Source organism: Tenacibaculum bernardetii, from assembly GCF_029125915.1.
Lineage (GTDB): Bacteria > Bacteroidota > Bacteroidia > Flavobacteriales > Flavobacteriaceae > Polaribacter > Polaribacter bernardetii.
Map to the genome: position 1 here is coordinate 1 of NZ_JAQJCU010000017.1, position 12,117 is coordinate 12,117.

Below are 12,117 nucleotides of genomic sequence, written 5' to 3' on the forward strand. Positions count from 1 at the left end.
ACGAAAGTCCTCGCGGACTTTCTTGGTCGGTAATTATTTACTAAATTAGTTGCTTGAAACACGCAACAAACCATATACATAAACGTTAGCTACAATACCGAAAAGTGAAATTAATGAAAATCAAAATCGATTCAGAATTAGAATTAAGACAATTAGAATTATCAGATTCAGCTGATATATTTAATACGATTAATAGCCAGAGAGAATATTTAGGTAAGTGGTTACCTTTTGTTGCATTTACAAAAAAACTTGAAGACACTGAAAATTTTGTCAATTCAGTTGTGAATGCTCCCAAAGATAAATTTGAATACACTTTCACAATCAGGAAACAGAATGAATTTATCGGTTTGATTGGATTAAAAGACTCTGACAGAATAAATAAGATAACAGAAATTGGTTATTGGATTTCTGAAAAATTTCAAAAAGAGGGAATTGTAACGAAAGCTGTAGATAAACTTTGTGTTTTTGCCTTCGAAGATCAAGGATTTAACCGAATACAAATTAAATGTGCTGTAGAGAACAGAGTTAGTGCTAACATACCTAAAAGACTTGGATTTAAATTCGAGGGAATTGAAAGAGACGGAGAATTGCTAACTGGAAATGTTTTTACAGATTTGGAAGTTTATAGCAAATTGAAAAATGATTAATGATAGAATAAGCCTGAAAAAAAGTACTGTAGCTAACAATGTATAAAAAACATAAGTAGTCCTGTGATTTACGAAGCTTTCGAGCATTTAATCAGCTCCGCCAAATCTGCGATTTGACGGTTTGTTTTAAAGCTTTAAATTTGTGTCAAAACGCAAATTTGGCTCAGTGCAAGTTGACAGGTAAGAGCTTCGAAATTACTTACGTTTCTTATACTCACCGTTGGCGTTAATTTGAGAAAACCGAACAGAAATTAAAATTATGGGATTTTTTGACAATCTATTTAAGAAAAAAAACGAATCAAATTCATCGGAATTAATAACTGAAATTCCCGAAAGTTGGAGTGTTTCGACTGGAGAAAATAATGGAAAACCAATGTTTGTGCGGAAAAATGTTGCGTGCGACAAAATAGCTGGAAATAAAAATTATTCAACGAATTGCGGAATTGCTTTCAAAATGTTATCGCCAAATGCTGACGGATTACCTGACATTGAAAACGAACCTGAATTGGATAATCTTGAAGACGATATATTTGACTTTTTAGAATCGGACTTTAATTCAATTGTTCCAATCACTATTACGACTTCTGGATTTCGAGAATTTGTGATTTACACAAAAGATTTAGCGGAATTTAATGTGAGATTGGAAAAATTAAAAAAGAAATATCCTAAATATGAACTTACGACTTATAACAAAACTGACCAAAATTGGAATACTTATAAATCGTTTAAATAAGAAAAACTAACGCCAACACCGTATAAAAATAATTGCGGTTTAGTGCTTAATCAAAGGTCGTTGCGTGTTTGTAACGTCTGATTTTCCTTCGGAAAATCCTCGTATACAAACCCGCAACTATTCTTATACATAAACGTTGGCAATAATTAACAACCGAAATCAAAAATGAAGAATCTATTATATTTAATATTAGTTTTTTTAACATTTATAAGTTGTGAAGTTTGTCCTTCTGAGAATGAATTTATTGGAAAATATTATTTAAGAACGATGTTGTTTCTTAAGACTTACAAAAAGAGAACTCGATTAATACTTTAGATTTCTATATTTACATAATGGTATAATTAATAAAATCGAAATAAAATAATTATGAAAGAAAAACTAAAAATAGATATCGTATCAGACGTGGTGTGTCCTTGGTGCACCATTGGTTATAAGCGATTAGAAAAAGCGATTAAAGAACTTGGTATCGAAGATCAAATTGATATTGAGTGGCAACCGTTTGAACTAAATCCTAATATGCCTGCAGAAGGGCAAAATGTTATTGAGCATCTTACTGAAAAATATGGTTCGACCGTAGCACAACAAAATCAGTCTAAACAACAAATGACAGAAATTGGTGCAGAGTTAGGTTTTAAATTCAATTATTTTGATGACATGAGAATGGTAAATACATTTAATGCGCATGTTTTATTAGAGTATGCTAAAGATTTTGGAAAACAAACCGAATTAAAAATGCGATTAACAACTGCTTTTTTTAGTGATCAAAAAGATGTTTCTAATAATGCTGTATTAAAAGAAGCCTTATTAGATGTTGGTTTAAATGCTAATGAAGCCTTGGCTAAATTAGATGATGAAAATGCCCGTTACGAAGTAAGAAATAAACAAAACTATTGGAAAAACTTAGGTGTAAACTCTGTTCCTACTTTTGTGTTTAACAAAAAAAGTGCAATTACAGGAGCACAACCTTTAGACTCACTTAAACAAGTTTTAACTGAATTAATTAATCAGCCATCAAATAAAAATTAATTAAGAGAGTAGAAACAAAGACGTATTTAATTTTAAACATCTTAATTTTCTATTTAAATTTGAAATCAAAATTTTAATAACACCTTATGATTAAAGCAAACGCAACAATAAAATTCTCTAACGGCTCAATAATGAACAATCGATTCATGTTAGCTCCTTTAACCAACCGACAAAGTCATGAAAACGGTCAGCTTTCTGATGATGAATTAAATTGGTTAAAATTGAGGGCTGAAGGTGAATTTGGTTTAGTGATGACGTGTGCTTCTCACGTACAAGAAATCGGTAAAGGTTTTCCTGGGCAATTAGGTATTTTTAGCGATGACTTAAATGACGGACATAAAAAACTAACCCAAAGCATTAAAGAAAAAGGAAGTTTAGCTGTTATTCAATTACATCATGCAGGAATGCGTACGCCACATGAATTGATAAACGAAAAACCTGTTTCTTCTTCTGATAATGAAAAAACAAATGCAAGAGGCCTTACACTTACAGAAGTAAAACAATTAAGAGATGATTTTATTACTGCAGCTGTTCGTTCTAAAGAATGCGGTTATGATGGTGTTGAAGTTCATGGCGCACATGGTTATATTTTAACACAATTTTTAAGCTCAGAAATAAATCATAGAACAGATGAATATGGTGGTTCGCTAGAAAACAGAGCTCGAATAATTTTTGAAATTGTAGACGGCATTAGAGAACGATGCGGAAAAGAATTTTTAGTCGGTGTTCGTTTATCGCCTGAAAGGTTTGGAATGGATATTGGTGAGGTGAAAATTGTTTGCCAACAATTAATTGATGCAGGAAACATTAATTTTTTAGACATCTCTTTATGGGATTGTTTTAAAATGCCTAATGATGAAAAATATCAAGAAAATAGCTTATTAGATCACTTTAAAAGTTTAGATTTTAAAGATGTTAAATGGACAGTTGCTGGTAAAATTAGCAAAGCTGTTGATGTTCAAAAAATATTAGATGCTGGTGTAGATTTTGTATCAATAGGAACCTCAGCTATATTACATCACAATTTTCCGAGGTTAGTGATGAATGATTCTAATTTTACACCTGTTTCAACACCTGTTTCAGAAGAACATCTTTTAAAAGAAGGTGTAAGCAAAACATTTATCAAATACTTAAAAAGATGGCCCAATTTTGTTAAAGAAGATTAGAAAGTAACTACTTACATTTCGATTTTAAATTAACTAAAACAGCGTCTTAAAATTACTTTTAAGACGCTGTTTTTATTGTTATAAATATATTTAAAATCGCCAACACACAATGCGTGTAACTTTATTTCCCTGGCTCATCGGTATCACCTTAAATTCTGCTACTTTTAGCTTTTTAGCAGAATCTTCTAAACTCTTTACATTCTCTTTTTTAGACACTAAACTAGTAAACCACTTACTTGCTGTAGGCTGTAATGAGCTTTCATATAAATAGGTGTGTAAAAATGCTTTTTCGCCACCAACATACCAAAGTTCATTTGAATTTCCTGCAAAATTACGAACCGTGTTATTACCTAAGTTTCTAGATTTTCTTCGGTTTGCTCCTCTTGCTTCTTCTGCCGATTTATAAAACGGAGGATTACACATCGTTGCCGAAAAAGAATCTCCTTCCTCTATAATATCTTTTAAAATATGGGCTTCATTAAACTGTTGACGTAATTCAATTTTATCACTTAAATCATTATCATCAATAATATCTTGTGCATAATCTAACGAATCTAAATCGATATCTGTAGCTACAAAATTCCAATCATACTCTACAGTTCCTAAGAGTGGATAAATACAACTTGCTCCCGTACCAACATCAAGTATTTTTACGTTTTTGGCATCACCAATTAAATCCGCTAAATGATGAATATAATCTACTCTACCAGGAATTGGCGGACATAAATTTTCATCAGAAAAATTCCAATCTTTTATATTATAATGCGCTGCTAATAATGCCTTGTTAAATTCTTTTACTGCTATTGGATCAGAAAAATCGATTGTTTCTTTATCAAATTTCTCGATAACAAACTCTTCTATTTTCGGATACTTTTCTTTTAGCAATGTAAAATCATATCCGTTTCTATGTTTGTTATTTTTATGTAATTTACTTTCTTTGTCTTTCATTAATTTTTGTTTATGAAACCGAATTCAAATGCGTATTATAAAAAGAAAACTTCTTTGTTTGTAAAAAACTGGAAAACTAAAAGAAATAACAAATCGCTATTCGCCTTTAAAAGAGCCCTTAGTTTTGCACTTCCTTTTTAGTTTATATTTATTTTTTGGGAAGTTGGTTTTTCTGAAAAATTCTTTTATAAATTCCGTTGTCCTTTTTATCAACATGGTCATCTATTTTACTTTTGCTTATTTCATCTCCTATAAATTAAACGAAAAAAGTTATCAAAAATATAAAAACCAAGGATTTTAATTTAAATCTCTATTACTGTAAATTCTAATTGCAATGGCTGTAAACCTTCTTTTAACGCTTTAATTAAAGTAGCTCCGTACTCTAAATAATACTCAGAAAAATTTCGTTGTCGCTCTTCTAAACTTTGGTTTGGTAATATTTCGTTTTGCAATAATACAATTCTATCTACCAAATCTTTTTGTCTTCGTTTTTCTGCTCGTAACCAACGTTTTTCTAGATTATCTAATCCTTTTAATTGCTTTTTTTCTTGAGCATTTACAGCACCTACAAATGATACATCTGTTTTTTTAGCCAATTCTCTTAAATCGACAAACTGTTGCTGTAAAAATTCTTTTTGACTCGTAAAATCAACTTTTTCTTCTGAGGTTTCTAATACTTTATCTTTTAGTAAGCTGTTTTGATCTTGAAAAGATTCTTCTAATGAAATATCTAGTTTTGCTAATTTCTTAGCTTGCTTTTCAGAAATTATCTGCACTGAATTACGCAACAATAAAATAGGAAAAGATACTTTAACTTCATCAAAGTAATCTTTTAACTGCATCCAATAAGCCAACTCTCCTCCTCCACCGATATAACATAAGTTTGGCAGTACTACTTCTTGAAATAACGGACGCATAATTACATTTGGTGAAAATCTTTCTGGAAAATCATGAACTTCTTTTAACAACGCATCTAACTCCCAATAAATACTAGTGTTATTTACTTTATACACATCATCTTCAAAAACAATACGTTCACGAATTTCATCTGTTAAATAAAATAAATTAATTTCTCTTGGGTTTACCTGAATCTTATACTCTTCACCCAAACGCTTTATAGTTTCGGTTACTTTTTGGTGTGAAATCTCTTCTTTTAATTCGCGCTCAATAAACGGAATAAACTCTTGCTTTAATTCGCGGTTATCGGCATCAAGAATTACCAATCCATATTCACTAAACAATTCATTCGCTATGTATCTTGTTGCATCAGCTAAATTATTGTGTTTTATATATCCTTCTTTAAAAAGGTTGATTAAATATTGTGCATTTTTTGAAGTTCCTAAGTGGTTCGAAAACACCTCTAAAACATCTTCTAATCCCTCTGTAGAAAAACGTCCTACACCTCCTGTTTGGTTAGAATTCCATTGTACTTTTTTCCCTTTGAAGTTGAAGTAGTTTATTTCTTCAAAATCATGATCTTCTGTTGCCATCCAATAAATTGGCACAAAGTTTTGTTGCGGATAATTAGCTCTTAGTTCTTCACACAAATTAACAGTTGAAAATATTTTATATAGAAAATATAAGGGTCCCGTAAACAAATTTAACTGATGCCCAGTAGTTACCGTGAAAGTATTCTCTAATAATAAATCATCAATATTTTGCTTTGTTGCTTCTGATGTTTTTATCGTAGTATATTGTTTTTTTAAAACAGTAACTAAAGTTTTTCTTGCTGCTGTTGAAAAATTTTTGCTTTCTATCTGATTTTTAAAACTTTCTAATGATGGAAAGTTTTTATAAAATGGTTGTAGTTTTTCTGATTTCTCTAAATAATCGATCATTGTTTTAGAGAAAAAACCGGTCTTTTTAAAAGGAATATCTGTAACTTTCATTTACTTATTTATTCTTTGAAACAATGTGTAAATATAAGGTCTTTTTCCACCATACGGATTTACAAATATGTGATTAAATTCTGTGATTAACTTAAACTGATTTCCTAAACGCTCTTGCAACATTTCGCTATTGTATCTCTGCAACTCTAAGCCGCAACATTTTTCTGCGCCATCTAAAGCAAAAACTGCAATAATTACGAATCCGTCTTTAACTACAACTTGCTTTAACAAATTAAAATAAGCTGCTTTTTCTTCTTCTTTTAAAAAGAAATGCAATACAGCTCTATCATTCCATAAATCAATATTACTTAGCTTATTTAATTTTTCAGGCTGTATTAAATCATCCGCAATAAAAGTTACTTTCACTGCTTCTTCAGCTAAGCGGTCTTTTAAAGTAGTTAGTGCTTTTTCAGATAAATCGCTTGCTATTAAATTCGTGTAACCATCAGCCAATAATTCGTCTATTAAAACCGAAGAACCAACACCTACATTTAAAATAGTTGCGGTTTTTTTTAATCTTGATTTAGAAATTAAAGACATTGTTTGTGCTGCCTTTTCTTCAAACCAACCTAACTTCTCGGTTGTGTTTTTTGTGTATGCAGTATTCCAGTGATTTTTATATTCAATTTTCGCTGGGCTTTTACAATCACTCTCTTTTGTAGTCATAGTTCAAAAATAGTGAAATTTGACATCTTGTCGAAAACAAAACACTTTTCTAACAGATTTTTAACTACATTCTTTTTTAAATCATCAATTTGGCTATTTTTACAGTTAATAAGTTACCTTGTAAAAACATTTTTACGAAAGCTAAATCACTTAAAACCTCACTTAGTGAGCAAAAAATGAACTATGCAGTTTAAACATCCTGAAATTTTATACTTCTTAGTACTTTTACTAATTCCTATTATAGTTCACCTATTTCAATTACAGCGATTTGTTAAAGTTCCGTTTACCAACGTTGCCTTTTTAAAAAAATTAGCACTACAAACTCGTAAAAGTTCTCGCATAAAAAAATGGTTGATTTTAGCTACGCGCTTACTATTATTTGCCGCTTTAATCATCGCTTTTGCACAACCTTATTTTAGCAATCATAAAAGCGATCAACAACAACATTTCTTAATTTATTTAGATAATTCTTTAAGTACAAATACCGATGGCGAAAAAGGGAACTTATTACAAGTAGCTAGCCAAGAAATTCTAGAAAACATATCAGAAAAAGCAACTTACTCTTTAATTACAAATGATGAATTTCATAAAAATAAAACAGCTTCTGATTTAAAAGATATTTTGTTAAAAGTAAAAAATACCGCTAAAAAAACGGAATTAAAAGATGTTTTATTAAAAATATCGACCGAAAACAAAACAAATATACTTTCTGAAAACATTATTATTTCTGATTTTCAGAACGTAAAAAAAGAAGACTTATTAAGTTCTCCAAAGAATACCTCTTTTGTAAAATTAAATCCGCAGCAAAAAAGTAATTTATCAATAGATAGTGTTTTTATAAGTGACAACGGTACAACAAATTTTCAAGTAAATATTCTTGTTAAAAATCAAGGTATCTTTAAAAAAAATGTACCAATTGCTATTTACAATAAAGAGAAGTTAATCAATAAACAACTTTTTTCTATTGAAGAAAATAAAACCCAAAAAGTGGTTTTTTCAATCTTAAAAACAACTGATTTTTCTGGGAAAATTGAACTAAATTTTAAAGACACTTATACTTTTGATAATTCCTTTTATTTCGCCATAAACTCCAACACTAAAACTGCTGTTTTAAATATTGGCGAACCTGCTGATTTTTTAAACCGAATTTATACAAAAGAAGCATTTGACTTTACATCTTCTACTATTAAAAATCTGAATTACAATTTAATTCAGAAACAGCATTTAATTGTTTTAAATGAAATTGATAATATTCCAGAAAATCTTATTGCTAGTTTAATTGAATTCACTAAAAATGGTGGAAATTTGGTTGTAATACCTTCTAGAGATTTAACCATTTCGTCTTACAGCAGTTTATTTAACAAACTTAAAATAGGAAAACTACTCTCTAAAAAAACTGATAGTTTAAAAATTACAACTATAAATTACAAACATCCGATTTTAAAAAATGTGTTTGAAAAAAATGTGCGTAATTTTCAATATCCGTTTGTAAAAACCGCTTATAATACGCAACTATTAAACGCGAGTACTGTTGTTTCTTTCGAAAACAAACAAGGCTTTATACAACAAGTAAACTTAACAAATTCGGCTATTTATTGGGTAGCGGCTCCGCTTAGTAAAGAGAGTAGTAATTTTATAAATTCGCCTTTGGTAGTGCCCGTTTTTTATAATATTGGTAAATACAGTTTACAACTTTCTAAATTATATTATACGATTGGTGAGCCCTCGGTTATTGATATTAATAAACAATTAGGTAAAGATGAAATAGTAACTATTTCGAATAACCAAACGTCCTTTATACCGCTGCAGCAAACACTTCAAAATAGTGTAAAAATTACAACTACAGATCAACCTTTAGTTGCCGGGTTTTATCAAATAAAACAAGAAGCTAGTATTTTAAAGAATAGTGCTTTTAATTATCCGAAGAAAGAAAGCTTATTACATTTCTTAGATTCAGAAAACTTAAACTCAAAAACCAAAGCTAATTCGGTTAAAAATACCTTAAACAATATTAATAGTGAAAATAAAATTCAATGGCTTTGGAAATGGTTTTTAGTATTAGCCATTGTATCTTTGCTTATAGAAATTTTGATCTTAAAATTCTTTAAACCATGACAACGCTGCTAAAATCGGCTACAATTATTGATGCCTCTAGTCCTTATCACCAACAAACTAAAGACATTTTAATTACTGATGGTATTATTACCAAGATTAACGATACGATTACTTCTGAAAAAGAATATCAACTTGTAAAACTTGATAACCTTCATGTTTCTACAGGTTGGTTTGATACAAGTGTTTCTTTTGGTGAGCCAGGCTATGAAGAGCGCGAAACAATTAAACATGGTTTATTGGTCGCTGCCAAAAGCGGTTTTACAGCTGTTGCCGTAAACCCGAATACAAACCCGGTAATTGATAATAAATCTGCTGTGGAATTTTTAATTAATAAAGCAAACGGATTCGCTACGAACCTATATCCTATTGGTACGTTAACGCAACAAAGCAAAGGTGTTGAAATGGCAGAATTGTACGACATGCAACAATCTGGTGCTATTACTTTTGGAGATTATAACAAACCTATTGCTAACGATAACTTATTAAAAGTAGCCCTACTTTATACACAAAACTTTAATGGTTTAGCAATGAGTTTTCCAAAAAACAATGCGATTGCTGGTGAAGGCGTTGTTAATGAAGGTAAAAACAGTACGCTTTTAGGTTTAAAAGGAATTCCTGCTTTGGCAGAAGAGCTTCAAATTTCTCGTGATTTATTTTTATTAGAATATACCGGTGGGAAACTACATATTCCTACAATTTCAACTAAAAAATCGGTACAATTAATTAAAGACGCTAAAAAGAAAGGTTTAGATGTTACGTGTAGTGTAGCGGTGCATAATTTATTTTTAACAGATGATGAATTGCATGATTTTGATGGTAATAAAAAGGTAAATCCACCACTAAGAACATCTAGCGATATAAAAGCTTTATTAAAAGGAGTAAAAGACGGAACGATTGATATGATAACTTCAGATCATAACCCAATAGACATCGAACATAAAAAAGTAGAATTTTCAGAAGCAAAAGACGGAACGATTGGTTTAGAGAGTGCTTTTAGCGTTTTAAATTCAATTTTAGACATCGAAACTATTATAAACTGTTTATCTAACAATCCTAAAGAACGTTTTGGAATTGAAAGATCAGTTATCAAAGAAAATGAGAAAGCAAATCTATCAATTTTTAATCCTGATGGATCTTATACTTTTTCTGAAGAAAACATCATTTCAACATCAAAAAACAGTATTTTTTTAGATAAAGAATTAAAAGGAAAAGTATACGGTATTTACAATAATAATCAATTAATCTTAAATTCATAATATGAGTTTACATTACATCCTAAGAGAACCTAAGAACACAACTACAAATCCGCCTTTATTAATTTTACTACATGGGTACGGTAGTAACGAGCAAGATTTATTTTCGTTTGCAGAAGAATTACCTGATAACTTATTAATTGTTAGTGCGCAGGCACCACACAGTATGGGTATGGGAGCTTATGCTTGGTATGCTATTAATTTTGATGCTGTTAACGGAAAGTTTTCTGACTTAGTGCAAGCAAAAGAATCAGTAGATGAAATTGCTTTATTTATTGATGAAATAAAAAACAAATACAACACAAATCCTGATAAAACATTTCTTTTAGGTTTTAGCCAAGGAGCTATTTTAAGCTACGCACTAAGTTTTAATTACCCTAATAAAGTGCAACATGTAATTGCTTTAAGTGGTTATATTAACGAAGAATTACTACCTAAAGAAATAAGAAGTACGATTACTACAGATTATTATATTTCTCACGGAACTGTTGATCAGGTACTACCTATTGATTGGGCTCGAAAAGCGCCACAAATTTTATCAGACAATAAATTACAAAGCGAATATTCAGAATATCCTGTAGGACATGGAGTTGCGCCACAAAACTTTTATAGTTTTAAAAAGTGGATAGAAAATCGTTTGTAAAATTTAATTATTATTTTTAAGTAAAAAAGAATATTTTTGTATTCTAAAGAGTCAACATGGATTTATTAAATCAAGATGTTCTATATTTTTGGAGCACACCATTTTTTATTTCAATAATTTTAATTGAAATATATTTTAGTTATAGATCGAAAAAGAAAAATTATAATTTTAAAGACACTTCTACGAATGTTTATTTTGCACTAATTAACTTTAGTCTAGATCTGTTAATGAAAGTAATCTCTTTTGGAGTAATGGGAATTTGCTATTATTACCGAATTGTAGATTGGGAATATTTAGGCGTAGCTTATTGGTTATTTGCTTTTATTGGTCAAGACTTTTTATATTACATACATCATTATGTAGATCATCATTCAAGGTTTTTTTGGGCGGTTCATGTAACACACCACAACTCTGAATATTATAATATTTCAACAGGCTTTCGTTCACCAGTATTACAGCCTTTATTTCGTTATATGTTCTTTTTACCTTTAGCTTTTTTAGGGGTTGAACCTTTACATGTTATGTTTGCTTATGCACTGAATCAAATTTACGGTACTTTATGCCACACAAATTTCATAAAAAGTAAATTAGGTCTATGGGGATTTTTCTTTGTAACTCCGTCACATCATAGAGTGCATCATGCCTCAAACACCAAATATTTGGATAAAAACATGGGAATGGTTTTAATTATTTGGGATCGTATGTTCGGAACATTTCAAGCTGAAGAAGATGAAGTAACTTACGAAAAACTACGTTACGGATTAACTTCTCCGCTAGAAGACAAAGGTCCTATCAATATTATTTTTCATGAATGGAAAGAGATTTTTAAAGATTTCTTTAATAGAAAAAAACATTTACCACTAGGCACTCGACTTAAATATGTTTTTATGCCTCCAGGTTGGAGTCATGACAACAGCTCTAAAACAAGTAAAGAGTTACAAGCTGAATTATCCGCTGAACAAAAATAAAAAAACCGAGCTTTAAGCTCGGTTTTTTGTTATCCTTTTAATTTATCAAACTACTACAAACTA

General features: G+C 30.1%; 11 protein-coding genes. 8 read left to right on the top strand and 3 right to left on the bottom strand.

Annotation, left to right across the window (positions count from 1 at the left end):
* The first annotated feature begins 113 nt into the window (after positions 1-113).
* From P2G10_RS11560 to P2G10_RS11575, 4 genes are all read left to right on the top strand, one after another.
* The gene (locus P2G10_RS11560; protein WP_275316726.1) at positions 114-647 is read left to right on the top strand and encodes a GNAT family N-acetyltransferase; all 534 of its coding nucleotides are present in this window, start codon (positions 114-116) and stop codon (positions 645-647) included.
* A 259-nt stretch (positions 648-906) separates the two neighbouring features.
* The gene (locus P2G10_RS11565; protein ID WP_275316727.1) at positions 907-1,380 is read left to right on the top strand and encodes a DUF695 domain-containing protein; all 474 of its coding nucleotides are present in this window, start codon (positions 907-909) and stop codon (positions 1,378-1,380) included.
* 366 nt (positions 1,381-1,746) lie between these two features.
* On the top strand, positions 1,747-2,406 hold the full coding sequence (locus P2G10_RS11570; RefSeq protein ID WP_275316729.1) for a DsbA family oxidoreductase: 660 nt from the start codon (positions 1,747-1,749) through the stop codon (positions 2,404-2,406).
* Positions 2,407-2,492: 86 nt separating this feature from the next.
* Positions 2,493-3,572, top strand: a complete 1,080-nt coding sequence (locus tag P2G10_RS11575; RefSeq protein WP_275316730.1) for an NADH:flavin oxidoreductase — start codon at positions 2,493-2,495, stop codon at positions 3,570-3,572.
* Positions 3,573-3,662: 90 nt separating this feature from the next.
* On the opposite strand, the gene rlmF is transcribed toward P2G10_RS11575, so the two are convergent.
* From rlmF to P2G10_RS11590, 3 genes are all read right to left on the bottom strand, one after another.
* Positions 3,663-4,520, bottom strand: coding sequence for a 23S rRNA (adenine(1618)-N(6))-methyltransferase RlmF (gene rlmF / locus P2G10_RS11580; protein ID WP_275316732.1), 858 nt, complete (start codon positions 4,518-4,520; stop codon positions 3,663-3,665).
* Between the two features lie 302 nt (positions 4,521-4,822).
* Positions 4,823-6,409 (bottom strand): bacillithiol biosynthesis cysteine-adding enzyme BshC, encoded by a 1,587-nt coding sequence (gene bshC / locus P2G10_RS11585; protein WP_275316733.1) that lies wholly within the window; start codon positions 6,407-6,409, stop codon positions 4,823-4,825.
* Positions 6,410-7,075, bottom strand: coding sequence for a class I SAM-dependent methyltransferase (locus tag P2G10_RS11590; RefSeq protein ID WP_275316734.1), 666 nt, complete (start codon positions 7,073-7,075; stop codon positions 6,410-6,412).
* A 183-nt stretch (positions 7,076-7,258) separates the two neighbouring features.
* Here P2G10_RS11590 and P2G10_RS11595 point away from each other — a divergent pair, with 183 nt between their 5' ends.
* The 4 genes from P2G10_RS11595 to P2G10_RS11610 are packed head-to-tail and all read left to right on the top strand — an operon-like array spanning position 7,259 to position 12,054.
* The gene (locus tag P2G10_RS11595; RefSeq protein ID WP_275316736.1) at positions 7,259-9,190 is read left to right on the top strand and encodes a BatA domain-containing protein; all 1,932 of its coding nucleotides are present in this window, start codon (positions 7,259-7,261) and stop codon (positions 9,188-9,190) included.
* Entirely contained in the window at positions 9,187-10,446 is a 1,260-nt protein-coding gene (locus P2G10_RS11600; protein WP_275316737.1) for a dihydroorotase, read from the top strand. Before P2G10_RS11595 ends, P2G10_RS11600 begins: the two co-directional genes overlap by 4 nt.
* 1 nt (position 10,447) lies before the next feature.
* Complete coding sequence (locus P2G10_RS11605) at positions 10,448-11,086, top strand: alpha/beta hydrolase (RefSeq protein WP_275316738.1); 639 nt, start codon at positions 10,448-10,450, stop codon at positions 11,084-11,086.
* Positions 11,087-11,142: 56 nt separating this feature from the next.
* The gene (locus tag P2G10_RS11610; protein WP_275316739.1) at positions 11,143-12,054 is read left to right on the top strand and encodes a sterol desaturase family protein; all 912 of its coding nucleotides are present in this window, start codon (positions 11,143-11,145) and stop codon (positions 12,052-12,054) included.
* Positions 12,055-12,117 lie beyond the last annotated feature (63 nt).

Bases quoted from the DNA above. Each gene is read 5' to 3' on its own strand.
- P2G10_RS11560 (WP_275316726.1), top strand. From the start codon at position 114: ATGAAAATCAAAATCGATTCAGAATTAGAATTAAGACAATTAGAATTA.
- P2G10_RS11565 (WP_275316727.1), top strand. From the start codon at position 907: ATGGGATTTTTTGACAATCTATTTAAGAAAAAAAACGAATCAAATTCA.
- P2G10_RS11570 (WP_275316729.1), top strand. From the start codon at position 1,747: ATGAAAGAAAAACTAAAAATAGATATCGTATCAGACGTGGTGTGTCCT.
- P2G10_RS11575 (WP_275316730.1), top strand. From the start codon at position 2,493: ATGATTAAAGCAAACGCAACAATAAAATTCTCTAACGGCTCAATAATG.
- rlmF (WP_275316732.1), bottom strand. From the start codon at position 4,520: ATGAAAGACAAAGAAAGTAAATTACATAAAAATAACAAACATAGAAAC.
- bshC (WP_275316733.1), bottom strand. From the start codon at position 6,409: ATGAAAGTTACAGATATTCCTTTTAAAAAGACCGGTTTTTTCTCTAAA.
- P2G10_RS11590 (WP_275316734.1), bottom strand. From the start codon at position 7,075: ATGACTACAAAAGAGAGTGATTGTAAAAGCCCAGCGAAAATTGAATAT.
- P2G10_RS11595 (WP_275316736.1), top strand. From the start codon at position 7,259: ATGCAGTTTAAACATCCTGAAATTTTATACTTCTTAGTACTTTTACTA.
- P2G10_RS11600 (WP_275316737.1), top strand. From the start codon at position 9,187: ATGACAACGCTGCTAAAATCGGCTACAATTATTGATGCCTCTAGTCCT.
- P2G10_RS11605 (WP_275316738.1), top strand. From the start codon at position 10,448: ATGAGTTTACATTACATCCTAAGAGAACCTAAGAACACAACTACAAAT.
- P2G10_RS11610 (WP_275316739.1), top strand. From the start codon at position 11,143: ATGGATTTATTAAATCAAGATGTTCTATATTTTTGGAGCACACCATTT.